At 54.7% G+C, this 24098-nt stretch carries 21 protein-coding genes; 5 read left to right on the top strand and 16 right to left on the bottom strand.

The genetic code is table 11. From position 1 onward, the window contains the following. The first annotated feature begins 1 nt into the window (after nt 1). Together ABJT94_RS00430 and ABJT94_RS00425 are read left to right on the top strand one after the other, a co-directional pair. On the top strand, nt 2-1372 hold the full coding sequence (locus ABJT94_RS00430) for a sigma-54 dependent transcriptional regulator (RefSeq protein ID WP_348476810.1): 1371 nt from the start codon (nt 2-4) through the stop codon (nt 1370-1372). A 154-nt stretch (nt 1373-1526) separates the two neighbouring features. After that, nucleotides 1527-2102, top strand: coding sequence for a GspH/FimT family pseudopilin (locus tag ABJT94_RS00425; protein ID WP_348476808.1), 576 nt, complete (start codon nt 1527-1529; stop codon nt 2100-2102). Between the two features lie 19 nt (nt 2103-2121). Here the strand turns inward: ABJT94_RS00425 and ABJT94_RS00420 are convergent, their stop codons facing one another. The 12 genes from ABJT94_RS00420 to murJ form a co-directional block, all read right to left on the bottom strand. After that, complete coding sequence (locus ABJT94_RS00420; protein ID WP_348476807.1) at nt 2122-2550, bottom strand: type IV pilin protein; 429 nt, start codon at nt 2548-2550, stop codon at nt 2122-2124. 68 nt (nt 2551-2618) lie between these two features. Beyond that, the gene (locus ABJT94_RS00415) at nt 2619-6368 is read right to left on the bottom strand and encodes a PilC/PilY family type IV pilus protein (protein WP_348476806.1); all 3750 of its coding nucleotides are present in this window, start codon (nt 6366-6368) and stop codon (nt 2619-2621) included. A 48-nt stretch (nt 6369-6416) separates the two neighbouring features. After that, nucleotides 6417-6965, bottom strand: a complete 549-nt coding sequence (locus ABJT94_RS00410; RefSeq protein ID WP_348476805.1) for a PilX N-terminal domain-containing pilus assembly protein — start codon at nt 6963-6965, stop codon at nt 6417-6419. Next, nucleotides 6962-8002, bottom strand: coding sequence for a PilW family protein (locus tag ABJT94_RS00405; protein WP_348476804.1), 1041 nt, complete (start codon nt 8000-8002; stop codon nt 6962-6964). The genes ABJT94_RS00410 and ABJT94_RS00405 overlap by 4 nt, the downstream gene beginning before the upstream one ends. A 12-nt stretch (nt 8003-8014) precedes the next feature. Beyond that, nucleotides 8015-8503 carry a type IV pilus modification protein PilV gene (gene pilV / locus ABJT94_RS00400; RefSeq protein WP_348476803.1) on the bottom strand — a complete coding sequence of 163 codons (489 nt, stop codon included), beginning with the start codon at nt 8501-8503 and terminating at the stop codon, nt 8015-8017. After that, the gene (locus tag ABJT94_RS00395; protein ID WP_348476802.1) at nt 8494-9003 is read right to left on the bottom strand and encodes a GspH/FimT family pseudopilin; all 510 of its coding nucleotides are present in this window, start codon (nt 9001-9003) and stop codon (nt 8494-8496) included. The genes pilV and ABJT94_RS00395 overlap by 10 nt, the downstream gene beginning before the upstream one ends. Nucleotides 9004-9204: 201 nt before the next feature. Continuing rightward, nucleotides 9205-10152 carry a 4-hydroxy-3-methylbut-2-enyl diphosphate reductase gene (gene ispH / locus ABJT94_RS00390; RefSeq protein ID WP_348476801.1) on the bottom strand — a complete coding sequence of 316 codons (948 nt, stop codon included), beginning with the start codon at nt 10150-10152 and terminating at the stop codon, nt 9205-9207. Next, on the bottom strand, nt 10142-10585 hold the full coding sequence (fkpB, locus tag ABJT94_RS00385; RefSeq protein WP_348476800.1) for an FKBP-type peptidyl-prolyl cis-trans isomerase: 444 nt from the start codon (nt 10583-10585) through the stop codon (nt 10142-10144). Before fkpB ends, ispH begins: the two co-directional genes overlap by 11 nt. A 130-nt stretch (nt 10586-10715) precedes the next feature. After that, entirely contained in the window at nt 10716-11207 is a 492-nt protein-coding gene (gene lspA, locus ABJT94_RS00380) for a signal peptidase II (RefSeq protein ID WP_348476799.1), read from the bottom strand. A 27-nt stretch (nt 11208-11234) separates the two neighbouring features. Further along, nucleotides 11235-14057 (bottom strand): isoleucine--tRNA ligase, encoded by a 2823-nt coding sequence (gene ileS, locus ABJT94_RS00375; protein ID WP_348476798.1) that lies wholly within the window; start codon nt 14055-14057, stop codon nt 11235-11237. Continuing rightward, nucleotides 14054-14980, bottom strand: a complete 927-nt coding sequence (locus tag ABJT94_RS00370; RefSeq protein ID WP_348476797.1) for a bifunctional riboflavin kinase/FAD synthetase — start codon at nt 14978-14980, stop codon at nt 14054-14056. The genes ileS and ABJT94_RS00370 overlap by 4 nt, the downstream gene beginning before the upstream one ends. A gap of 108 nt (nt 14981-15088) precedes the next feature. Next, complete coding sequence (murJ, locus tag ABJT94_RS00365; protein ID WP_348476796.1) at nt 15089-16678, bottom strand: murein biosynthesis integral membrane protein MurJ; 1590 nt, start codon at nt 16676-16678, stop codon at nt 15089-15091. A 352-nt stretch (nt 16679-17030) separates the two neighbouring features. Between murJ and rpsT the strand changes: the two genes are divergently transcribed. Both rpsT and ABJT94_RS00355 read left to right on the top strand, forming a co-directional pair. Further along, a complete protein-coding gene (gene rpsT / locus ABJT94_RS00360) occupies nt 17031-17300 on the top strand; it encodes a 30S ribosomal protein S20 (RefSeq protein WP_127556583.1) in 270 nt (89 codons plus the stop codon). 162 nt (nt 17301-17462) lie between these two features. Further along, nucleotides 17463-18296 carry a DUF4198 domain-containing protein gene (locus ABJT94_RS00355; protein ID WP_348476795.1) on the top strand — a complete coding sequence of 278 codons (834 nt, stop codon included), beginning with the start codon at nt 17463-17465 and terminating at the stop codon, nt 18294-18296. A 75-nt stretch (nt 18297-18371) separates the two neighbouring features. On the opposite strand, the gene ABJT94_RS00350 is transcribed toward ABJT94_RS00355, so the two are convergent. The 3 genes from ABJT94_RS00350 to xylF form a co-directional block, all read right to left on the bottom strand. Then, nucleotides 18372-19190, bottom strand: coding sequence for an ATP-binding cassette domain-containing protein (locus ABJT94_RS00350; RefSeq protein ID WP_348476794.1), 819 nt, complete (start codon nt 19188-19190; stop codon nt 18372-18374). After that, nucleotides 19187-20467, bottom strand: a complete 1281-nt coding sequence (locus ABJT94_RS00345; RefSeq protein WP_348476793.1) for a sugar ABC transporter permease — start codon at nt 20465-20467, stop codon at nt 19187-19189. Before ABJT94_RS00345 ends, ABJT94_RS00350 begins: the two co-directional genes overlap by 4 nt. A gap of 71 nt (nt 20468-20538) precedes the next feature. Next, nucleotides 20539-21576 (bottom strand): D-xylose ABC transporter substrate-binding protein, encoded by a 1038-nt coding sequence (gene xylF / locus ABJT94_RS00340; RefSeq protein ID WP_348476792.1) that lies wholly within the window; start codon nt 21574-21576, stop codon nt 20539-20541. 429 nt (nt 21577-22005) lie between these two features. Between xylF and ABJT94_RS00335 the strand changes: the two genes are divergently transcribed. After that, complete coding sequence (locus ABJT94_RS00335; protein WP_348476790.1) at nt 22006-23190, top strand: ROK family protein; 1185 nt, start codon at nt 22006-22008, stop codon at nt 23188-23190. 54 nt (nt 23191-23244) lie between these two features. Here ABJT94_RS00335 and ABJT94_RS00330 read toward each other — a convergent pair whose 3' ends face one another. After that, complete coding sequence (locus ABJT94_RS00330) at nt 23245-24075, bottom strand: pirin family protein (protein ID WP_348476789.1); 831 nt, start codon at nt 24073-24075, stop codon at nt 23245-23247. Between the last annotated feature and the right edge of the window lie 23 nt (nt 24076-24098).

Genomic DNA, 24098 nt, shown 5'->3' with positions numbered 1-24098 from the left:
CATGGCCAATCAACGCGTCCTGATTGTCGATGATGAACCCGACATTCGTGAACTGCTTGAACTGACCCTGATGCGCATGGGCCTGGACACCCTCAGCGTGCCGGACCTCAAGTCCGCCATCCGTCAGATCGACCAGCACGCCTACGACCTGTGCCTGACCGACATGCGCCTGCCCGATGGCAATGGCCTGGAACTGGTTAAATACATCCAGCACAAACGCCCGGATACTCCCGTCGCGATGATCACCGCCCATGGCAACATGGAATTGGCCATTGATTCCCTGAAAGCCGGCGCCTTCGATTTTGTATCCAAACCGGTCGAGATTGAACGCTTGCGTGCCCTGGTTAACCAGGCACTTAAGATCAGCAACACCCCCTCTAGCCAGGCCTCACCTGCGCAAGCCATCCCCACCATGGTGGGTGAGTCCGAGGCGATGACGCATCTGCAGAGCAAAATTCGGAAACTCGCTCGCAGCCAGGCACCTGTGTTTATTCAGGGCGAATCAGGTACCGGCAAAGAATTGGTTGCCCGTCAGATACACGCATTAGGGCCACGTGCTGAAGGCCCCTTCGTACCGGTAAACTGCGGCGCTATCCCCAGTGAACTGATGGAAAGTGAATTTTTTGGCCACAAAAAAGGCGCGTTCACCGGAGCCTCTGAAGACAAAGCTGGCTTTTTTCAGGCCGCCAACAATGGCACCCTGTTCCTGGATGAAGTAGCCGACCTTCCCCTGGCCATGCAGGTCAAACTGCTGCGTTCGATTCAGGAGAAAAAGATTCGCTCTATCGGCAGCCAGCAGGAAACCGATGTCGATGTTCGCATACTCAGCGCGACGCATAAGAATCTCGATGCCCTGGTCGCCTCAGGCGAGTTCCGGCAAGATCTGTTCTACCGCATCAACGTGATCAACCTGCCGGTGCCCGCCCTGCGCGAACGCACCAGTGACATTCCTCTGCTGTGTCAGCGCATTCTGATCCGCATTGCCGAATCCTACGAGCTGGCACCAGCACGGCTCGACAAAGCGGCTGAAAACGCCCTGATGAACTACCCCTTTCCCGGCAACGTTCGAGAGCTGGAAAACATACTGGAGCGTGCCTACACCCTGTGCGAGGACGACCGCATTGGCTTGCGCGACTTGCAATTGGACCAGACGCCTGCGGCCGCCATTTCAGGAGCCAACGGTAATAGCAGCGGCGAGCGCTATGCCCGGCCCAGCGACATGAACCTCGAAGACTACCTGATGGAAGTTGAACGGGAAGTGGTTGAACAGGCCCTGGAAGAAACCCGTTGGAACCGGACCGCAGCCGCAAAACGCCTGGGTATAACTTTTCGGGCGTTGCGATATCGGTTGAAGAAACTGGGGCTGGACTAGTATAGCGCGTCACAATAGCTAGTAAGTCCTGCGATTGTGATCACAAATTCAGTCTACCTGGCTTGTACTTTCAGAATTCTCCGCACATTCTATTCCCTGGGGTTGCTTAAGGATTAAGCAACACAAGCTGAGTATTCACAGGGATGCACCTTTAATGAAGCTGAAACTTTCAGCCCTTTCGGGCGTAACCGCAATCGAACTATTAATGGCGGTATCTATATTAGGTATCGTTACTACTATCGCATTGCCACATTTTTCAAACCTTGTGGAGGCTCATCGAGGCAAGCAACTGCAGTGGCGCTGGGCAGGATTGTTAAAAGCAGCCCGGCAGCAAGCAATCAGCCGGCAACGCTGGGTGACTGTCTGCCCAGTTGTCGCCGGCCGGTGTGTAAGCGACCTGAACCAACCCTGGCATGCTTTCTTCGACGACGACAACAACCAGTTTTACAACGACTCTGCTGACCTGGTAGCCGAGATTAACATTCCGCCAGAAACTCGCGTGATTATGTATAAAGGCGTAGCAACCTTGCCTTACTTTCGCTATCGCGCGAGTGGTTTGTCCGGCAATCTACGAAGCCTCACCGTTTGCCCGACCGGGGAGCCGGACCACTTGGCCTTTCATTTGAGCAGTACTCACCTCGGCAGGCTCCGCTTTTTCAACGACACCGATGGCGATGGGATCGTGGATCGACGGTATCAGGGCACACAACAAAATATAGTGTGCTCCTAGCCTCCTGCTAGCCAAGACGCTAAAACGGTTTACACACACCACCCGCTGTATCTTCATCGTCAAACCAACAACGTTGCCCGGTATGAGTAACAGTCATTCTGCCCGTATTGGTCATAGGCCCTGCCGGAGTAGCCAATATGGTATAGGTACTTTGAGTCAGAACAGGCAGCGTCAGTGCGTAGTAGGTGGTACTGCCATCCAGGGGACAGGTACCCCCGAACACTCCCCCTGCACCTGCTGCAGCTCCAACATAGCTACCCTGACCGGCGCCAGTGCGGTACCGCTCCATCGCGTTGGCCGCAGCAGTCATATTGGCCTGGCAGTCTGATCTACGACCCTTTTCGATCTGATTCTGATAGGCCGGAATCGCAATTCCCGCCAGGATGCCAATGATCCCCACTACAATCATCAATTCAATCAGGGTAAAGCCGTTCTTGTGGTATTTCATGTTTTCAGTACGCCTCTGTTTGCCGGATATCAGCAGAACAACCTGCGGGCCTGTTTACCCGCTATTTTTTATCGTGCAATCAATTCCTGCCAACCCATACGACCGGTAAAGCTCTGTTGACCTTCTTCAATGGTAAAGGTAACGATCTCCCCGGTAGACGTATTACCGTAGCCAAGACCACCCACCGCGACGAAGTCAACTAGGTAATCATCCGAGAAAACCCCGGCGGCCGCCTCGTCATTCTCGTCGATAACACCATCCTCATTCGTATCAAAAACTGCATACGTTGGCGCAGCGCCGGTTCGCAAGTCTACTGCCATGATCCAGGAAACACCTCCATAGCTACAGACATCCGAATCCGGAATGACACTGGAAAATAGCGCATAGAACTCTCCCGGGCTTTGCTTGCTTTCACGAATATCGATGTAGTCAAGAACCCGCTCACCGGTAAGAGGCATATCAAAATAGAAGCCCTGATTATTGCCACCCCATGGGCTCTGATTAGAAGTCACAGCCAGCTCACGCTGAGGAAATCCATCGCTGTTGGTAATTGCTGTAACTTCACTTTCAAGCAAGTCTGAGCGAATAAACGAAGCATTCGTGGCTGACCCATCATCCCAGACTGCGTAAAAGCTTTGAGTTTCCGTCGAGTTCAGATCCGCTTGCTCAACCATGCTGCCCGTACCGAAGATAACCATTCGGTTCGGTGCGTTATTGTTTGCGTCATCAACAGACGTATGTTTGATAACACGAGGCCGAGTAATGATAGGCTGTCTCTCACCGTCATCATTTACAGCTACGTAAAACGGCTCTGGAGTCCCGCCCGACGCCACAGCATATCCCCAACTTGCTTCAGTGGCTGCCGTGAGATCAAGTTTCCACACATAACCACCTGCATCCGACGCATATATCGCATCAATGACACGATCGGTTTCATAATCAATGGCGGTTATGCCATTGATCGCACCGGCGACTTCCGTAGGGAATCGCATGAATGTATTTCCCTCAATCCAGCCATCAGCCAACACCCGCTCAATAAAGACTACATAAATAGCACCCTCCCCATTAATGCTGTTGTAGCCATTGCCATAGATCAAGGCCCACTCACCATTATTGAGCATCCCGATAGATGGGCGTTCAAACATATAACCCAAATAGGGGTCTGTCAGATCGGAATACTCAAACAGGACTCTGTCGGCGGCATTGGCGTCGGTAAATTCATCGGGGTCGGTAATATCCAGCGCATAGAACCCTTTACCACCCGAGCGAAATCCTCCTGAAAGGACAGTGCGCCACTCACTGGTACCATCCCTGTTCACATAAACATCGGAATACGCTGGCTCGGCATCTACATAGAAGCGGTGGGTGTAATCCGGGTCGGTTAAGAAATGCAATCCTTCTCTGGCATCGCTTGAGAACATGGCCGAAGGTAGATAGGCCAGGCGCTCGACACCACCACCCGTACCATTGGTTGCGTCGAAGCCGTGAAGCATACCGTCGTTTGCGCCAACGTAGATCATTGGGTCTCGGTCACGAACAGTCGTGTTTCGGAAATAACTGTGCGATTCACCACTACCCCCACCACCAAACAAATTGTTCTCGTTGTAGTCGGGCCAAGTTACTGATGTATTGGCAACGTACGCTGGGGTAGAGCTAACCATATCCCCTAGCAACGCGAGCCGCTCACGGAATTTCGTTCCCTCTTCCGAGCGGTCACCACGCAAGTAATCCAGTCGTTCCTGCCCCAAAGAATCAGGAGATCCGTCCGGGCTGGTGGACAAATCTGCCTGCTGATCCAGCGTTAAGTTACCCCATTCAAACAATACTGACTGCCCGCTGCTATCGTTAAAGGAAATGATGTGCCGGTCTTCCCAGCCTTGATTTTCAAGAACCTCTTGTGCTTTCCACGCGGTTCCTCCGGTGGGTGCACCGGTGCTCGGATCCAGCTTCGTTGCTATCAGATCTCCTGTCCAGTTAGTGGTGTTAAAAATCGTGTTGAACACCAAGCTCTCTGAATTCAAGGTAGCGCTGTTAAAAGTAAGACCGGCAGCAGAACCTTCTGTAGCTAGAATATCCCTCAATGCTGCTTGCAATTCATCTTTCAGCTCCTGAGGGCGCTGAGCATAGTACATTTCTCCACGTCCGTTAACTGCTGCGTGATAAAGGTCGTCTATAGTGCGACCATCAAACCCAATGGAGCCAGGCCAAGTCGGCGGCACCAAGTGGGCGTCTCTGACTTTGTCGTACACACCTGAAATCGTTCCATTGTCATATGTCTGACCCAATACGTCTTGGCCGGCCAGGCCAAAACTTACAGCATAAGTATTCATATGTAAGTTAGGGTTGCAGTCTATCCAGGGCTCTGCCGTGCCGTCAGTACAAGCCTCTGGCAAAGGGACTTCTCCAGGCACAATAGTGTCTCCATTGACATCGTTTGTACCAGCCCGCAGCGACCGGTTGTAGAAATAGTCCGACACGTCTGCAAGGGTGTTGGAAACGGTATCAGCATAGGGCTCTCCCCGTGATCCGTTCATATTGCCCAAGCCACTAAAACTACCGTTCCAGTAACCGTCCGTAAACATCAAGGTGTAATTGCGCTGACATGAATACTGGATAATGTCTTGGTTCGTATCAAACTGGTCCCCGGCATGGTATAGGGCTTGACGATTAGGAGTACTGCCACCGGCAACACGATAGTAGTTTTCACCCAACATCGTACTAAGGTCAGCACTGTCGTCCAAATCGTACATATTGATGTTTCTACGGTTATTGATCCAATACAAGCCTGATCGGATACCACGAATACCTTGCAAGGATGCTCCAAGTGCGCCCCGGGCTACCTGATGCCGCTTTCGATAATAAGTAAACCAGTTTGCAAAGTTCTGTAATTCTTCGTCATAGGTTCTGCCACTAGGGTATGAGGTTCTCGTAGAATCAATGGCTACCCTTTCAAGGCATGTGCCGTCTGGCGCAAAAGCATCCACTCCGGAGAAGGCTGACCGGTTGTTGTGGAATGCCTGGTATAACACGGGGTCAAGTGTACTGGCGTCGGAACAACTGTATGTATTCGCCCCTAATACAGGAACGCTAGCATCAACTGTAAACACAGAAGTGGTATCTGGTGCATAATAAGTGGCAGGCCAATATTCGAAACCACGGTATTGGTTGTTTGCGCACAAATCCCCACTATTGTTGCACCACATTCCAAACAACGCCGCAAACTCTCCTCGCCTGCCAGTTCCGAAGGCACTTGCAGCAACAGAAGCTGTTAAGTCAATCCTCCGGTCTGTTTGCGAGCTGCCTATTAGGCCCGGATCGAGCCAGGCTTCTGTTGGCTCTATGTTCGGCCAACCGTACCCACCATAGGTTGGCCATGGTTCGTATTCTAGGTCAGGGTCATAGTATGCGGCATTCCAGTCGCTGGAGCGCATAAACCCATAGGCGTCAAATGGAGGTACATAATAATTGCCAAAATGCTCTCCACCATTGTATCTATTGGACTCAGATGAGCTGCTTGGGCTAGCGTTTCCAAACGGAAACAGGTGAGTATATCGCGAGCCCCCTGAAGTACGAGGCTGCCCACCTTCGACAAAACTGGACGGTGTGCCATCCCAATACCCGTACCCTTCCAAGGTACCGACTAAAGACAGCTCAACATCCATCGAGCCAGAGTCATCAACTGCCAACAAGATATTAGGTTTGGCACGAATACCGTAGTTAACCGGGTAATCCTCAAGAACAATGTCTTCTGCGTATGCCTGCTCTGCGATCATAAAGATCACCGAAAAGGCCAGTAACGTAGATAATGAACGTGCCATGATGTCTCTCCTGAGAGGATCTGAGCTACCTAATTCGGTTTTAAGCTTCTATTGGAAAGTTCTTGCGACATAGGTTTCAACAATACGTTCTGTCACACCATCGTTCCCCAAGCCTCGGGCAACGATCCGGTAACCGAGGTTTTGACCAATGGCACCAAGCGCGCCTCCAGTCACAATCTCGCCCGTTTCCTGCTGTTCAAAAAAAGGCCCTATGAATTCAATAAAGTAGCGTGTCTGATAAGGGATGCCATTGATAGTAACCTCATTGCCCGCACGGACCGCCGTACTACCCCAATTCACCTCCCAGGGTAATGGCGCCTCATTTTGATCGTACAAGCCATCACCTGACACGAAAAAAGCGCCTGAATTGGGCAAATTGAGGAGAAACTGTTCCGCATCTCGCAGTCCGTTTTCGGCAATTTCCAAAGCAATGCTCCCTTGCCGAACGTTTGAGGTCATTTGCTCTTGCAAAGTCACATTTTGAACGGTTGTGACTGCCACCAGGGTCAGTACGACCAGGAAAATCAGTGCCGTGATCAGAACAACACCGCGCTGCGAACCCGGGCTTCGAGAAAATCTATTGTCAGTATGTCTCACGGGATGCGGCTCCGCACAGTGGATACAGAGGAAAACTCTCGACGCAACCGGCCCTCGTCAACCCCCGCCGGCAAGGCGGCATTGCCATTCCAAGCATAAACAATGCCCTCATCAACAACATCGGTTAAGGAAGAGGCGACTCTTAATCGTACTTCAATCGTAAGTACATCATCATAATCATAGGCGCCGCCCCCAGAGATTTCGTTGTCTATTGTTGTACCGCTGACGAAAATATCCGCAACACCGTCACCGGTACTGTCAACACCGAACATCAGTTGAAAGTCTTCAATGTTGTCGGCAAATACAGTGGTCACATTTTGTTCATTCCTAAACATCAAACGCCTGACTCCCGCTTGCTCATTCAGAAAATAGCTTCTAAACGTTGGACGCAGAATTTGACTGCCAATACCATATTGACGGCTCAGAGAATTGGTACTGTTACCCGGGCTTTCCGTACCGGTGTTATGCACCAAATTATCAGCTCCACCACTTGTATTGACATTCGTGATTTGAAAAACATCCGCAGACTGGCAATCACTCACAGCTAATACATCGCCAATAGAGAAATCGTTATTGTCACTAACAAATAATGCCGCCGCTACGGTTGGCATTGGCTGAGCTATAGATATTCCATCCGACGCCATCGAGCGCAGTTGAAGTACATCCGTACCTTCAACAACAGCCATACCATATACATCTGTTCCAGCAGCAACATCATCCAATGCGCTTACTCCGCCGCCAGTTCCCGCGGCTCCAATACCGTGAATGTCGGCATCATAACCCGTACCACCCGTATCAATCGTACTACTTACCCTGTCCAACCCACCAGCACAGCCCCAATACCCGGCATTCCGGATGTCACGTGCAATAAGGTCTAGTGATAGCCGGCCGGTATCCTGCACTTCTACCAATGCCTGGGTTAGCCGTGCGCTTTCCTGGTTTGAGGTAAACACCTGGAAAATGCCAATACCAAGAAGTAAGCTCAGTGTTATGGCAATCATCAGCTCGACGATGGAAAAGCCTTTTTGCAAATTCATTGATCAGCTTCCTCAGTTCAGACGAGTCTGGTATACAAAGTTTTGGGCCTGCTCTGCATCATCTCCACCGAATCCGATGCCTGGCTCCACCCAACTGATCGATATTTCAGCCACTGTACCGTTGCGTGTGATTTCGGCGCTGACTTGGTCAAGTATCAACAATCGGTTGTACCACCCTAAAATGTCAGATTCAGCTCGATCCTGAGTTGAGCAGGCTTGCGAACACTCATTACCCCCGGGAGGGTTGTCCACATCCACGTCAATGACATATTGATCTGCTTGAAATGCTATCGGATTTGCCCTGATACGTTCGGCGATATCGGTCGCCAAAGTCGTCACCAGACTGTGCTCAAGAGCTACATTGGCCGTTCGCAAGCCCAACGCCTGAACGCCTGCCACTCCGAGTAGGCCGACGGCCAAAATGACGACCGTTACCAATACTTCAATCAGGGAGAAGCCGCCCTGGTTTGAACCTGCCACGGGCTGATTGTTCACGGACATGTAATCGCTCCCGTTAATCGTGATTGCCCAGACGCTCGCAAGACCAGTTGCTGCCCCCGATTTCGATCATCGCAAACGCTGGCCGTCATGGTTGCACTGTTCACGGTTCTGCCATCCGGCTGGAAGCCGACCTGGGTCATGGCATTGCCACCACCATCGACAGCAGCCAATGCCAGCGAGTCAGATGACAAAAGCAAGGAGCGAACCCGTTCACCTGCATCCTCAGTGCCGTCCCTGTCAGTATCTACAAACACGACTATATGGGCCTCATCTGCTGTGATATCCGGCGTTGCGTTAAAGGCCAGTATGACCCGGCGGTTCGCTCGAATGGCTTCAGACCGGGCGATCTGAAAGACGCCAAGCGTTTCATTAGCTGCAGAAGTCAGGCGATTATTTTGGATCATTGACTGGAAGTTAGGGACAGCAATCGCCACGACAATCGCCAATATTCCGACCGCAATCATCAGTTCGATCAGCGTGACCCCTTTCTGGCTGTTCATAGGCAGTTCCACAGATAGATAACCCTTAGCTTAGTGATTTTGTCAATCTATCGTCATCATAACCGACAGACGGTTCAAGCGGCAGGATAAGTGGCTGGGGAGGCGTAGAGATTGCCAACGGGTTCAAACTTTTGACGGGGAGGGCGAGCATTGTTTGCCGCTCATTGCGAGCGGCGGCCGATATTCCGGGTGGTTACCCCTTCACGCCAGGTGTTTTACCCGTAGCTCTCTGGGAATGGAGAAGGTGATGTTCTCGGGAATGCCATCCAACTCTACCGGCGCGGTGGCCCCCAGTGCTTTCAACCCTTCCAGCACCTGGCTGACCAGAATGTCCGGTGCCGAGGCGCCAGCGGTTACGCCGATTACGGTGGTTTCATCGAACCAGGCTGGGTCGAGCTGGGAGGCGTCGTCAAGCAGATAGGCCTTACAACCCATGCGCTCGGCCAGTTCGCGCAGCCGGTTGCTGTTTGAGGAATTGGGTGAGCCGACCACCAGCACCACATCGCAATCCTGTGCCAGGGTCTTCACGGCATCCTGCCGGTTTTGGGTGGCGTAGCAGATGTCGTCTTTACGCGGGCCTTGAATCTGCGGGAAGCGGACACGTAAGGCGTCGATGATGCGAGCGGTATCGTCCATCGACAGGGTGGTCTGCGTGACGTAGGCCAGGCGCGCTTCATCCCGTACCTGCATCTGGGCGACGTCGTTCTCATCTTCAACCAGGTAAATGGCGCCACCATTGGCGTCGTCGTACTGCCCCATGGTGCCTTCCACTTCAGGATGACCCTTATGGCCGATCAGAATGCATTCCATGCCGTCGGCGCTGTAGCGGGAGACTTCCAGGTGCACTTTGGTGACCAGCGGGCAAGTTGCATCGAAGACTTTCAGGCCTCGTTTGTCGGCTTCCTGGCGCACGGCCTGGGAAACACCGTGAGCCGAAAAGATGACCAACTGATTGTCCGGCACCTCGTGCAGTTCATCGACAAAGACAGCGCCGCGGTTACGCAGGTCATCGACCACAAACTTGTTGTGCACGACTTCATGGCGCACATAGAGGGGTGAGCCATAAAGCTCCAGCGCCCGGTTCACGATGTCGATGGCGCGGTCCACACCGGCACAAAAGCCGCGTGGGTTGGCCAGTTTAATGTCCATCGGTCGCCCCTTTTACCTCGATAATTTCGACTTCGAAATCCAGTGTCTTGCCCGCCAGCGGGTGGTTGAAGTCGACTTCAACGAATTCATCGTCCAGTGTAGCAACCACACCGGGGAGTTCATTCTTACCGGCATCTTCAAACGACATCACCATGCCCACCTCCAGTGGTTCAGACTGGGCAAAACGGTCGCGCTTGAACTGTTGAATGTTCTGCGGGTTGTGTTGGCCGAAGGCATCTTGCGGCGGTACCTGCACTTTACGCCGATCGCCCGCACTCAGCCCCATCAAATGCCGTTCGAACCCTTCCGGCAGGTTACCATCCCCAATGGTCAGGGTAGCTGGGCGGCGCTCAAAGGTGCTGTCAACTTGTTCGCCGCTGTCCAGATGCAAGGCAAAGTGCAAGGTAACGGTCGAGTTTTCCTGAATCTGCATGCTTCATTACCTGTTCGAAAAAGAGTATCGCAACTTAAGATTCGGAGTTCGGTTGTGCATTGGCGCCAGGAGTTCGTGCCAGGCACCTGGCACTCAACTGGTAGCGCACTCCGAAAGTTGATTTACGACCTTACGGCCTACCAGAGGCCGCATTACGCCTAGGCTGGAGCCAGAGCGCGTCGATGATCATCATAATGGCGCCGGCGGTTATGGCAGCATCGGCGATATTAAAGGCCGGGAAATAGCGGCCCTGCCAGTGAAAATGAACAAAATCGACCACATAGCCCAGCGTCAGCCGGTCATGAAGGTTGCCCAGGGCGCCGCCCAGAATCAACGGCAATGTCACCGAGAGCCAGCGCTCGTGCGGCTTCAACTGTAACGTCCATACCACTAATACGATGCTGACGGACAAAGCGATGATGGTGAACACCCAACGCTGCCAGCCACCGGCCGAACTCAGAAAGCTGAAGGCCGCACCCCGGTTGTGCAGCAGGGTAAAGTCGAGCACCGGCAGAATTTCGACCGGTCGACCATATTGCAACATCTGGGTTGCCAGGCTCTTGGTCCACAGGTCCAGCGCCACCACCATAGCGGCAATCAGCAACCAAACCGATTGTTTCATCCTTGCATTCATTGCCATGCCCAGCCCTTACGCAAAGTGGCGCACTTCACCGTCACCATCGACGTTCTCGACACAGCGACCGCACAACTCAGGATGAGCGGCATGCTGACCAACATCCGGACGCTGGTGCCAGCACCGGCCACATTTCGGTTGTTCTGAAGCAGCAACACTGACTTTCAGCCCTTCAAGCTCAGTGGCGTGGGCTGTTTCTGGCGCATCCGCCAGATTTGCCAGGGTAACCGCGCTGGTCAGCGTGACAAACCGAAGCTCGTCACCCAGAGTGAGGAGCACTGACTTCAGGGCATCGTCGCAGTAGAGCGTCACTTCTGATTTCAGCGCGCCCCCTACCCGGCCTTCGTTACGGGCCAGTTCCAGCACCTTATTCACGCCTTCTTTAACAGCCTGAACTTCGGACCAGAAGGCAACGCCCATGGGTTCATCGTCGTCCAGCGGTTGCAGGCCGTCGTACCAGGTGTGTTCGAACACTGAAACGCTGCGCCTGCCCGGAATGAACTGCCACAGCTCATCGGCGGTAAAGCTCAGAATCGGGGCGATCCAGCGCACCAGGGCTTCCAACACGTGATAAAGGGCCGTCTGGCAGCTGCGCCGGGCCAGGGAATCTGGCTGGGTGGTGTACTGACGATCTTTAATGATATCGAGATAGAAACCGCCCATGTCGAGCACACAGAAGTGATGAATCTTCTGGTACACCTGCACGAACTGGTAGTTGTCGTAAGCGTCCGAGATTTCCTGCTGCAAACGGTAGGCGCGGTCTACAGCCCAGCGATCCAGCGCCAGCATGTCACCCTGGTGCACGCTGTGTTCAGCCGGGTCGAAGCCCTCAAGGTTGGAGATCAGGAAACGGGCGGTGTTGCGGATACGGCGGTACGCATCGGCCGAGCGGTTCAGAATGTCTTTCGACATCGCCATGTCGCCGCTGTAGTCGGTCGAAGCTACCCACAGGCGCAGAATATCTGCACCCAGGCTGTCAAAGACTTCTTGTGGCTCGATGCCATTACCCAGCGATTTGGACATCTTGTAGCCCTTCTCATCGACGGTGAAGCCGTGAGTAAGCACTTGCTTGTAGGGCGCGCTGCCGTTCATCGCCACCGCGGTTTTCAGCGAAGACTGGAACCAGCCGCGATGCTGATCCGAACCTTCAAGGTACATGTCGGCCGGGTACTGGCGCAGCTCTTCACGCTTGCGCAGCACGGTGTCGTGCGTCACGCCCGAATCAAACCAGACATCCAGTGTATCGGTCGCTTTCTCGTAATTGACGGCATCGTCTCCGAGCAACTCAGCCAGGTCCAGATCCCACCAGGCGTCCATCCCGTCTTTTTCAACCCGGGCTGCCACGGCTTCAATCAGGCGCGGAGTTTCCGGGTGCAACTCGCCGGTTTCGATGTGGGTCACAAAGGCAATCGGTACGCCCCAGGTGCGCTGACGCGAGATACACCAGTCGGGGCTTTGCTCGAACATGGCTTCGATGCGGTTCTGCCCCCAGCCCGGCACCCAGCGCACGCCCTTAATGGCGTCCATCGCTTTGGCGCGCAGACCCTCTTTGTCCATACTGATGAACCACTGCGGTGTCGCCCGGTAGATCAGCGGCGTTTTGGTGCGCCAGCAATGCGCGTAGCTGTGACGAATTTTTTCTTCGTGCAGCAACCGGCCTTTTTCAGTACAGACCTCAAGGATATGCGGTTCAACCTTGTACACATGCTCGCCAGCAAACAACTCGACGTTGGGGCGGTACACGCCCTTGTCGTCTAGCGGGTTCAGCGTCTCGATGCCGTATTTGCCACAGACGACAAAATCTTCCATGCCGTGATCGGGTGCGGTGTGTACGCAGCCGGTACCGGCGTCGAGGGTCACGTGGTCGCCCAGCAGAATGGGGATATCGCGCTGGTAGAAGGGGTGGTCAAACACCAGGCCTTCCAGTGCCGTACCGGGAACACGCGCCAGTATCTCAACATCACCCAGCTCAGCGCGCGCCACAACGGCTTCGAGCAAGCCTTCAGCCAGAATCAGCCGTGCCGGTTCACCGTTAAATTGTGTTTGCACCAAAACGTAGTCGAGCTCTGGTCCAACGGAAATCGCCTGAGAGGCAGGCAGCGTCCAGGGAGTTGTCGTCCAGATAACGGCCGACACTTCACCTTTGCCCGCCTCAGTACCAAAGGCTGACAGCACCTTGGCTTCATCCTGAGCGGCGTAGCGCACATCAATGCTGTACGAGGTTTTGTCGTGGTATTCCACTTCGGCTTCGGCCAGCGCAGAACCGCCAACCACGCTCCAGTAGACTGGCTTGAACCCGCGCACCAGATGGCCACTTTCGGCAATTTTGCCCAGGGCACGGATGATGTCGGCTTCGGTTTGGTGGTCGAGCGTCAGGTAAGGCTTGTCCCAGCTGCCGAATATACCCATGCGGATAAACTCCTTGCGCTGACCGTCGATCTGGCCCAGCGCAAACTCGCGGCATTTGGCGCGAAAGGTTTTGAAATCGACTTTGTCGCCGGCACGGCCGATCATGGTCTCGACTTTGTGCTCGATCGGCAGGCCGTGGCAATCCCAGCCTGGCACATAGGGGGCATCGTAGCCGATGAAGTTTTTCGACTTGATGATGATGTCCTTGAGCATCTTGTTCACAGCGTGCCCAAGGTGCAGATTCCCGTTCGCGTACGGAGGGCCATCGTGCAAAATGAACTTGGGGCGACCCGCACTGGCTTCGCGAATTCGCTGGTAAATGCCGTTCTTTTCCCAGTGGGCCAGCATTTCCGGCTCACGTTTGGCCAGGTTACCGCGCATCGGGAAATCCGTATGCGGCAGGTTCAGAGTCGCTTTATAGTCTGTCATGGAGCTCGATCACTTCCGTTTAATGGGGAAAACCAGGCACGAGCGGCCTGGATATCTGCATGAATCTGGTGTTTCAGGGCGTCAAGCGTATCAAATCTTTCTATACCCCGCAGCCTGTGCAGCAGCTGCACATCGAGCCGCTGGCCGTAAAGATCCGGGCTGACATCAAACAGGTGTGTTTCCAGCCAGTACCTCGGGTCATTAACCGACGGTTTAGGTCCCAGGTTGGCAACACCCTGCACCCATTCATTATTGAGGCGGGTTTGTGCAACATAAACCCCGGCCATCGCCAGTTTCGGGTGTGCCAGCAACATATTGGCGGTCGGGACCCCTAGAGTACGGCCCAATTGGCGGCCGTATATCACTCGACCGCTCAGGGTATAGGGTTCGCCCAGCATGGCGGCCGCCTCGCGCAATTCACCGCCACCCAACAGCGACCGTATGGCCGTACTGCTCACCCGCTGACCATTAATGCGCTGTGAAGGCATCTCAGCGACGTCGAAGTCGTACTGACGCAAAAAAGCAGCATCACCCTTACGGTCGTTACCGAAGCGGAAATCGTCACCCACCTGTACCCAGCGCGCTTTTAGCCCTTCCTGCAATATCCGCTCAACAAAGTCGGCCGCGGACATGGCACGCAAGCGCCGGTCGAACGGCAACACAACCAACTGTTCGATGCCGAGCTCACGGAACCGACGCACCTTATCGGTCAGCGACGACAGCCTTGCGGGCGCACCCTCGGGGTCGAAGAACTCGCGCGGCTGGGGCTCAAAGGTAACGACGGTCGAGGTCAGCCCGCGTTGCTTCGCTTCCCGCAGCACCTCAGCAATCAGATGCTGATGCCCGAGGTGCACGCCATCGAAACTGCCAATGGTAACGGCGCTGGGCTGACCCAGGCGGTAGGGACTGCGGCTAATGTGCATAAAACGAACCAGGGACAAAACAAGGCCGCGGAGTATACAAAAAACCGTCGCGCCCGTCTTTAAGGAGCCTCTGAATAATTGCCCGTGCGAGCCTCGCTGAAAAAGGACTCAGTGGCGCACCTCACGCAACCGGCCCCCGAGCAGGAACCAGAACAGGCTGTAACTGACCAGGCCGGCACAGACCAGCAATCCGGTACGCCACACCCGGCCAAACACATCCGTAGGGTAATCCAGCAAAGGCCAGCCGAGCAGCAGCCACAGCACCAGCGCCATCACCACAGAGGCTGCCAGGGCGCGCACGACAGCAGCTCGCCACATCCCAACCTCCGGCAAATCGCCCTGGCGGTGCAGGGTAATGGCCAGCAGACCGGCGTTAATCCAGGCCGACAACGAAGTAGCCAGCGCCAGACCAACATGGGCCAGCGGCACAATTAGCATCAGATTGAACACCATGTTAAGGGCCATCGCCCAAATACCAATCTTGACCGGCGTTCGGGTGTTCTGTCGACTAAAAAACGCCGGTGCCAGAATCTTGATCAGCATAAAGGCAGGCAACCCCAGCGCATATGCCATCAGGCTCAGACTGCTCTGCTGCACATCGAATACGGTAAAGGCTTTGTATTGAAACAAGGTGGTAAGCAGCGGCCCGGCAAGCACCAGCAGAGCGGCCATGGCTGGCAGCCCGATCAGCAACACCACCCGAATCGCCCAGCTCAGCGTCTGTTTAAAGGACTGATGATCAGACGTCGCCGCACTGTGCGACAGCTTCGGCAGCAACACCGTGGCAATGGCAATGCCTATGACCCCGAGCGGCAGCTCCGACAAGCGATCTGAATAATACAACCAGCCCACTGAACCATCTTGAAGCAACGAGGCCAGCACAGTATCCAACAGCAGGTTTATCTGGCTGACCGACACCCCAAACAGGGCAGGAATCATCAGCACACCAATCCGCCTCACTCCAGGGTGCCAGCCAAACCGAAATGGCTGCCAGACGCCAACGGAAATCAGCGACGGCCACAGCCACAACCACTGCAACAAGCCTGCCAGCATCACGCCCCAGGCCAGACCGGTCATGGGCACATCAAACTGAGGCGTCAGCCAGAAAGCCGAGCCAATCAGGCAAAGATTCAGGATCACCGGCGTCACGGCAGGCGCCGCAAAACGGCCGTAGGTATTCAGCACCGACTGACCCAGGGCCGTCAGCGCAATAAACCACAAATAAGGAAAGGTCAGCCGCAGAAAATCGGCCGTCTGGTCCAGCTTAACCCCATCGTCATGAAACCCCGGCGCAAACACCCAGGCCACCAGTGGTGCTCCCACCATGGCAATCAGCGTAATTAAGCCAACCACAGACCCCAGGGTCCACTGAGTCGCCGCAACAAGGCGGCGCACGCCGTTATCCCCTTCTACTTCGCGCACCGAGGCCAGCACGGGAATAAACGCCTGATTAAACGCCCCCTCCGCAAACAGGCGCCGCAGGAAGTTGGGGATCTTGAAGGCAACAAAGAAGGCGTCCATCGCCCCGCCCGTACCAAAGAGCACGGCAAAGACCGTATCCCGAACCAACCCGAGTACACGGGACAAGCCAGTGGCCCCGCCCACTATAACGGAGTTACCCAAAATACCTCGGGTCTTGCGACCAGCAGCGGCAGGCTGTTTTGGCAGATCAGGCTCTATTGGTGTAGGCGTAGTCATGAGTGCAAATAAAGGCCAATGGAGAGTACAAGAGTGGGCGCCAGTCTACCGGATACTGGAAAACGGGTCTTGCGTCTTTTTAGGTGGTCCCGCCTAGTATCCGACTTTGGCAACGGCCCGAGTGGTAGGTGCTGGGTAGGCCTATATGGGGGAGTCCGCAGCAGGGATGCTGCGGCCTAGGCTCCATGGACGGATCTACGCCGACCCCAGATAGGCCTACCTAGTACCTGACACGAACTCAAGCCACCAAACAAAGCCCAATCAGCCATTGACAGGTCGGGTTCAAAAACCTAGAATCGCGCCCCTCAAATTTGACTCCAAATCCCAGTAACCGACTATTAAGGAGCTGCCCGTGGCAAACTCTGCTGGTTCTAAAAAACGTGCTCGTCAGGCAGTGAAGCGTCGCGCGCACAACGCAAGCCTGCGTTCCATGGTTCGTACCTACCTGAAAAAGGTTGTTGCTCAAATCGAAGCCAAAGACTACGACCAGGCGACCAAAGCACTCACTACCGCTCAACCGGTTGTTGATGGCATGGCCCGTAAAGGCATCATCAGCAAGAACAAGGCTGCTCGCACCATCAGCCGCCTGAACGCCCGCGTTAAGGCCCTGAAAGCCGCTTAATCGGCCTTCAGTGGTACCTGACGCTAAAAAACCGGCTTTACGCCGGTTTTTTTGTGCCTGGAGATTACGTGAACTACCCCACCCCAAACTCGGCCGGCATCTGTACTGGCCTCGCCGACGTAGTCTCAGTATGCTTCCCATTCAGCCATACAGAGCCCCTTCATGACCCAGAGAACTGCAACACAGCGCCTGTTACGCCTTGCCTTCACCACCCTGCTGGGCCTGACACTGGGCAACCTGGCCAATGCCCATGAATTCTGGTTGGAGCCACTCCAGTACCGCATCGACGTCAACAAGACCGTGCAGGCCGACATCAAAGTCGGCGAAAACTTCAAGGGCGATACCTACGCCTTCTTCCCCAATCGCTTTGTTCGCTTCGAATTGCACCACAACGGCCGGGAACGCCCCATCAGCGCTCGCCTCGGCGCGCGGCCTGCCGCCGTTCAGGCCGTCGATAGCGATGGGCTGACTACCCTGACCTACGAATCAACCTACACCGAACTTACCTACGACGACCCGGCTGTTTTCGACAATTTCCTCACGCTCGACGGGCTCGACTGGGTGCGTCAAGCTCATGAAGACCGTGGTTTGCCAGAGCGTGGCTTTACTGAAGTGTTCAGACGCTTTGCAAAGACCTACATTGGTACCGGCAATGCGCAAGGCGAAGACAGGTTGATTGGCTACCCGCTGGAATGGCGCCTGGAAGACAACCCCTACACCACCAACGAACAAGCACCACTGACCGCAACGCTTTTTCTGAACGACGAGCCATCAGCCGGCGTACTGGCTCGCGTGTTTATGAAATCAGGCAATGAACAGGCTGAAGAAATCCGGCTGACTACCGATGAGAGCGGCGAGATCAGCATTCCTTTTCGGGAAAATACCGCTTATCTGGTCAGCAGCGTGCACATGCAAGAACCTCCGGCTGATGTGGCTGAAGAAACCGGTGCCGTTTGGGAAAGTTTGTGGGCGTCTGCCGTGTTTTATAGGGAGTGAGGGAAAGCTTCGAGCTATTAGCTGCGAATTAATGCCTTTACTCGAAGCTCGAAGCTCGAAGCTCACAGCTTAATACTACCCACCCCCCGAAACGACAGCCTCTACTGAGGTTTCTGTCGCCACCGCGCCTGGGCCTGGCTTTACCTGAGGCGGACACTTGCCGAGAATGATCATGCCAAGCACTTCATCCTTGGTCACTACATCGACCGGGGCGGAGCCCACCAGCTTGCCGTTTTTCATGACATTGATCCGATCCGAGAGATCAAAAACATCGTGTATGTCATGGGAAATCAAAAAGATACCAATGCCTTCGGATTTCAGGTGCCTGATTAACTCCGCCACCTGAGCCGTTTCCTGCGGACCCAGCGCCGCCGTCGGCTCGTCCATAATCAGAATGCGGGCATTGAAATATAAGGCCCGAGCAATAGCGACAGACTGTCGCTGCCCGCCAGACAGGGATTTGACCGGGTCTTTGAAGCGCTGGAAGTTAGGGTTTAACCTGCCCATCACTTGCCGGCATGCACTCTCCATAGCCGCGTCATCCAGCGTACCCCAGCGCGTCTGCAGCTCACGACCCAGAAACAGATTGGCAGCGGCATCGACGTTATCGGCCAGTGCAAGTGTCTGATAAATGGTCTCGATGCCAAGGTCTTTGGCATCTCTGGGGTTGTTGATGGTGACCGGTTTACCATCTACAAAAATGTCACCGGCGTCCATCGGATAAGCCCCGGAGAGGATCTTGATCAGGGTCGATTTGCCGGCGCCGTTATGCCCCAGAAGCCCAACAACTTCACCGGGATACAGATCAATGGATACGTCATCCACGGCTCTGATACCTCCGAACGAGATCGAGATGTTGCGCATATCGACCAGGGGTTGCTGGTTATCCGTCATAACGAGCTCCTTTTGCGATAGAGGGTGTCGACCCAGACGGCAATGACCAATACCACACCGACAATCATATTTTGCAACGGCGTATCAATACCCACCAGAACCATTCCGCTTTGCAGCGACTGCATCACCAGCGCCCCCAAAATAGCACCGGCAACCTTGCCAATCCCCCCTGCCAGCGATGTACCTCCAATCACAGCGGCGGCGATAACATAGAGTTCATCCAGCGTGCCCTGCGCATTGGTGGCGGCGTTCAGCCGGGCCGTGGAAATAGCCGCGCCGATGGCAGCGAGAATGCCCATAATGGTGAATACGAGCAGTATCACTTTGCGGGTATTTACCCCAGCCAACTCAGCCGCTTCCGGATTGCCGCCAATGGCAAAGACGTAACGCCCGAACCGGGTTCGTGTTGCAACAAACGACATCACCACGGCTACGAATACAGCGACCAATACCGGCACAGCGAACCCATGAGCGATCACCAGGCCTCCTTCAGGAATGGGAATACCTTCAGCTTGTGCATAGCGCTCTGCAATGCGGGAGGGCCAGGGGTAAGCATTCGCAATCGCTGCAGCCCCCATTACGCCGGTACAGTAAAACCCCGCCAGCACGAATTCGGCCCAAACCGGGCGCAGTGGAAACTGATGCAAGCGGCGCAGATGTCGGCCCCGTAAAAAAGCGGCGACAATCATCAGGCAGATCGCACCTGAAATTAACCAGGTGGCCAGTTCACCGACAGAGCCGGACGGCCCGCCCCCCATGATCTGAAAGGTTGAATCCATCGGCGCCACAGTGCGACCCGAGGTGACACACCAGGCCGCCCCCCGCCAAGCCAGCAGCCCGCCGAGCGTCACGATAAAAGCCGGCACACCCATGTAAGCGATGACAAACCCCTGCAGAGCACCCGCCAGCGCGCCGACAACCATACCTACCAGCAATGCGGTTACCCAGGTCATCGAATGATCATAACCCCACAGAGCGGGCAGCCATTCGGCCTGCGTCACAGCGATGATCATGCCGGTAAACCCCAACAGAGACCCGACCGACAGGTCTATGTTCCGGGTCACGATGACCAGCACCATACCGGTTGCCATTACCGCAATGGACGAGGTTTGGACACTGAGGTTCCAGAGGTTACGCGGGGTTAGAAAGGCGCCATCCGTGGCGATGCCAAACCCCAGCCAGAGCAGGCCCAATACCGCAACCATTCCCAGAATGCGGGTATCTACCTCAGTGGCTTCCAATAGTCTTTTTAATGGGTTGACCAACGTCTCAACCATGTCACGAGGCTCCATTTGCCATGTATTCAGAAAGCAGCCAGAGACTTTCGCCTCCGATGTCTTGAATGACATTAATCGCAAACAGAAACTCGTCCGGCGGACACACCCTGGCAAACCGTCTCTTTGGTTACCCAGCCGGCATCGATCACCACATCCAGGTTATTTTCAGTGATTGGCAATGGCTTCAGGAAGATGGCGTTCATCGACACGCCCCGGGGCCCATCACTGAACACGCCAGCACCAGGAATTTCATCGATTTCGGCCCCATTGGCCATCAAGAAGGCGATATTGGCCGCCGCCTTACCCAGCTCACGCGAGTCTTTCCAAACCGATACGGTTTGCACACCGAGCGCGATGCGGTTCAATGCAGCGTGATCACCATCCTGCCCGGAAACGGGTACAACACCGTCCATACCCTGTGCAGACAGCGCAGCAACTACACCGCCAGCAGTACCATCGTTTGAGGCAACAACGGCATCCACTTCGTTGTTATTGGCGGTAAGAATCTGCTCCATGTTGCGTTGTGCATTGGCTGGCAACCAGGCATCGGTGTATGCCTCTCCTACGTTCTCTATGGCTCCGGAGTTCATGGCCGATGCAAGCACTTCCAACTGCCCGGCATGCAGAAAATCGGCATTGGGGTCGGCTGGCGAGCCTTTGATGAAAACGTAATTACCATCAGGCTGGGCTTCAAGCACGGCGCGAGCCTGCATCCGGCCAACTTCTTTGTTGTCGAAGGTTAAATAGAACGCATCGGGATGCTCGATCAGCCGGTCGTAACCGACTACCGGAATGCCTTCGTTGGCGGCCGCCTCAATGGCAGGCCCGATCGCGCTGGCGTCCTGAGCGAGCACAATCAATGCATCCGCACCGTTGGCGATCAGGCTCTCGATATCGGTCAGTTGTTTTGAAGCAGACGATTGGGCATCGGCAGAGATGTATTCAACACCCAGCTTTTCGAGGGCAGCAATAATAGCCGTTTCATCGGTTTTCCAGCGCTCCTCTTGAAAGTTCGACCAGGACACACCGACGGTTAGGTCATGTGCCATCGTTACAGCAGGAACCGCGGTACAGGCGGATAAAGCGGCGGCGATCAGTACTTTTCTCATTGTTATAACTCCTGATTCGGGACCATATTGTTATTGTAAGTAGCGGGCAGCCAGGACTGTGCCCAGCTTTATTTTTACACCCAAAGTTATTCTTGATCGCAAAATAGTCAAAGTCAATGAAATCAGCCGAATATCGACAATAGTCGTATGCTTTACACCCAGACCACCCCTTACAACACGATATTTATTTTATCAGTAAAAGTATTTCTGAAAATAACCTCCGCAGCGCCAAGAAGATTGACCCAAAGAGGCAGAGAGAAGCCCGTGCAAACGTGGCTACCCTCGCCTGCCTGTACACGGATTAACCAGAAGCACAGGAAACCACTTAGGCTCACAACCCATAACCGCCTGGATTTAATTTTAGAGTCGACTGGAAAAGACCCCCGGTTTACACTGAAAACATGATTCTATTCAGTAAGTTGCCTTAGCATGAAGAAAAACGACACCGAACAAATTCGAGCGGACAACCGGATAGACATCATCAACACATTACGCGTGTTTGGTCCACTGGCCAGGGTCGACATCGGTCAGATTACCCGCCTCAGTCCGGCAACCGTCACCGCCATCACCTCTGAATTGTCGGATGCTGCCATCATTCAGGAAGTAAAAGGGCCCGAGGTCAAAGGGGGCCGAGGGCGTCCTCGCGTGCTGATCGACCTGGACCCCGCCCACGCCTCGGTATTGGGCATCAAACTGTCAATCAATGAAGTGCGGCTGATGCTCGGCGACTTGAAGGGTAACATTGCACACGAGACCGTTGTGGTGCAGAAGACCCAGCGTCATGACCAGGCCTCACTGAATGAGATGCTGGTCGAACAGGCCAAACGGTTCCTGGACCAACACCCCGATCACGCCGCCCGACTGGTCAGCGTGGGCATCGCCATTCAGGGGTTTGTTGATGTACACAAGGGCGACGTCGTCTGGAGCCCGGCGCTGAACATTAAGAACGTCAATCTGACACGCGCCCTGGAAAATGCCTTTGAATGCCCGGTAGAACTGGCCAACGACGCCAACAGCATTGCCTACGCCATTCAAAAGCACCCTGAATACAGCCAGTGCAATAACTTCGTCGTGATCATGATTGGTTACGGCGTTGGCGGCGGCCTGGTTGTGAATGGCAACCTGTACAGTGGCCATTTTGGCGCTGCGGCGGAGTTTGGCCACACCAAATACAGCCATGAAGGCCCCCAGTGTGCCTGCGGCAAACGGGGGTGCATTGAAGCCTACGTAAGCGACTATGCACTGTATCGCGACGCCAGCGCTGTAATGGACCTTCCGGCGACAGACCGGCGCCACCCATCTGAAAAACAGATGAAAAGGCTAACCGAGCTTGGACATCAGAAGCACGCCTATGCGGTCGACTTGTTTCACCAGGCAGGAAAGGTACTCGGGTATGGCATAGCCAACATTCTGGCACTGATGAGCCCGGAACGCATCGTAGTCACCGGGCCCGGCGTAAGAGCCTACACCCTGATGGAACCCGGCATTCACGAGGGCATTCAAGAAGCCCTGGTACCCGAGCTGATCGGGCGTTCACAGATTGAACCTTACTCCTGGTCAGAAGACATGACCGGAAAAGGGGTTATTGCGCTCGCCCTGAAGCATTTTCGATAGGTTATTTGAGCTACGAGCTTAGAGCTAAAAACTCGCAGCTCACAGCTCTGTTTTTCAAAACCGCCCTTCGTTGAAATCGACAATCGCCTGCTGCACTTCATCGACGGTGTTCATGACAAAGGGCCCATACTGCACTACGGGCTCCTGAATAGGGTCACCCGCCACCACGAGCAGGCGGGTATCCGCGGCGGTTGACGTCACTTCAAGCCCTTCACCATCCCCCAGAATGCCCAAATGCCGCTCTGGCAGTTCGGTTTTGCCAATCTGCGCCGACCCCTGATAGACGTATACAAAAGCCGATTTGTTACCTGGAATATCAATGCGCTGGGTGGCTCCTTCGTTCAAGTGAAAATCCAGATACAGCGGGTCGGTCACCACGTCTTCAACCGGGCCAATCACCCCTTGGAAATTGCCCACCAGTACCTTGACCTTACCGTTTTCCAGCTCGACCTCGGGCACCTGTTCGGGGCGAATGTCCTGATACCGGGGCGCGGTCATCTTGTGCTTGGCCGGCAGGTTGACCCAGAGCTGAAAGCCCCACACCGGGCCATCTTCCTGGTTGGGCATCTCTTCGTGCACAATGCCGCGGCCGGCAGTCATCCATTGAATGGAGCCAGGAGCCAGGTACCCGGTGTTGCCCTGATTGTCGCCATGCCGAAACGCGCCCTTAAGCATATAGGTAACGGTCTCAAAACCGCGGTGCGGATGCATGGGAAAGCCCGCCATGTAGTCGGCCTTATCGTCGGATTTGAACTCGTCGAGCATCAGAAAGGGGTCCAGATTCTTCACGTACTGGTTTCCGATGACCCGGGTCAGCTTCACCCCAGCGCCATCCGACGTCGGTATACCTCTGGCCACCTGCCGAACGCTGCGTAATGTTGTCATGAGAGCACCTCCTAGTCTGCTGT

Source organism: Saccharospirillum sp., assembly GCF_039982735.1.
Classification (GTDB): domain Bacteria; phylum Pseudomonadota; class Gammaproteobacteria; order Pseudomonadales; family Natronospirillaceae; genus Saccharospirillum.
The sequence above is the reverse complement of the archived record's forward strand: the minus strand, read 5'-3'. Positions and strand labels throughout refer to the sequence as shown.

Coding starts and splice junctions, on each gene's coding strand:
- ABJT94_RS00430 (WP_348476810.1), top strand. CDS start 2: ATGGCCAATCAACGCGTCCTGATTGTCGATGATGAACCCGACATTCGT.
- ABJT94_RS00425 (WP_348476808.1), top strand. CDS start 1,527: ATGAAGCTGAAACTTTCAGCCCTTTCGGGCGTAACCGCAATCGAACTA.
- ABJT94_RS00420 (WP_348476807.1), bottom strand. CDS start 2,550: ATGAAATACCACAAGAACGGCTTTACCCTGATTGAATTGATGATTGTA.
- ABJT94_RS00415 (WP_348476806.1), bottom strand. CDS start 6,368: ATGGCACGTTCATTATCTACGTTACTGGCCTTTTCGGTGATCTTTATG.
- ABJT94_RS00405 (WP_348476804.1), bottom strand. CDS start 8,002: ATGAATTTGCAAAAAGGCTTTTCCATCGTCGAGCTGATGATTGCCATA.
- pilV (WP_348476803.1), bottom strand. CDS start 8,503: ATGTCCGTGAACAATCAGCCCGTGGCAGGTTCAAACCAGGGCGGCTTC.
- ABJT94_RS00395 (WP_348476802.1), bottom strand. CDS start 9,003: ATGAACAGCCAGAAAGGGGTCACGCTGATCGAACTGATGATTGCGGTC.
- ispH (WP_348476801.1), bottom strand. CDS start 10,152: ATGGACATTAAACTGGCCAACCCACGCGGCTTTTGTGCCGGTGTGGAC.
- fkpB (WP_348476800.1), bottom strand. CDS start 10,585: ATGCAGATTCAGGAAAACTCGACCGTTACCTTGCACTTTGCCTTGCAT.
- lspA (WP_348476799.1), bottom strand. CDS start 11,207: ATGAAACAATCGGTTTGGTTGCTGATTGCCGCTATGGTGGTGGCGCTG.
- ileS (WP_348476798.1), bottom strand. CDS start 14,057: ATGACAGACTATAAAGCGACTCTGAACCTGCCGCATACGGATTTCCCG.
- ABJT94_RS00370 (WP_348476797.1), bottom strand. CDS start 14,980: ATGCACATTAGCCGCAGTCCCTACCGCCTGGGTCAGCCCAGCGCCGTT.
- murJ (WP_348476796.1), bottom strand. CDS start 16,678: ATGACTACGCCTACACCAATAGAGCCTGATCTGCCAAAACAGCCTGCC.
- ABJT94_RS00355 (WP_348476795.1), top strand. CDS start 17,463: ATGACCCAGAGAACTGCAACACAGCGCCTGTTACGCCTTGCCTTCACC.
- ABJT94_RS00350 (WP_348476794.1), bottom strand. CDS start 19,190: ATGACGGATAACCAGCAACCCCTGGTCGATATGCGCAACATCTCGATC.
- ABJT94_RS00345 (WP_348476793.1), bottom strand. CDS start 20,467: ATGGTTGAGACGTTGGTCAACCCATTAAAAAGACTATTGGAAGCCACT.
- xylF (WP_348476792.1), bottom strand. CDS start 21,576: ATGAGAAAAGTACTGATCGCCGCCGCTTTATCCGCCTGTACCGCGGTT.
- ABJT94_RS00335 (WP_348476790.1), top strand. CDS start 22,006: ATGAAGAAAAACGACACCGAACAAATTCGAGCGGACAACCGGATAGAC.
- ABJT94_RS00330 (WP_348476789.1), bottom strand. CDS start 24,075: ATGACAACATTACGCAGCGTTCGGCAGGTGGCCAGAGGTATACCGACG.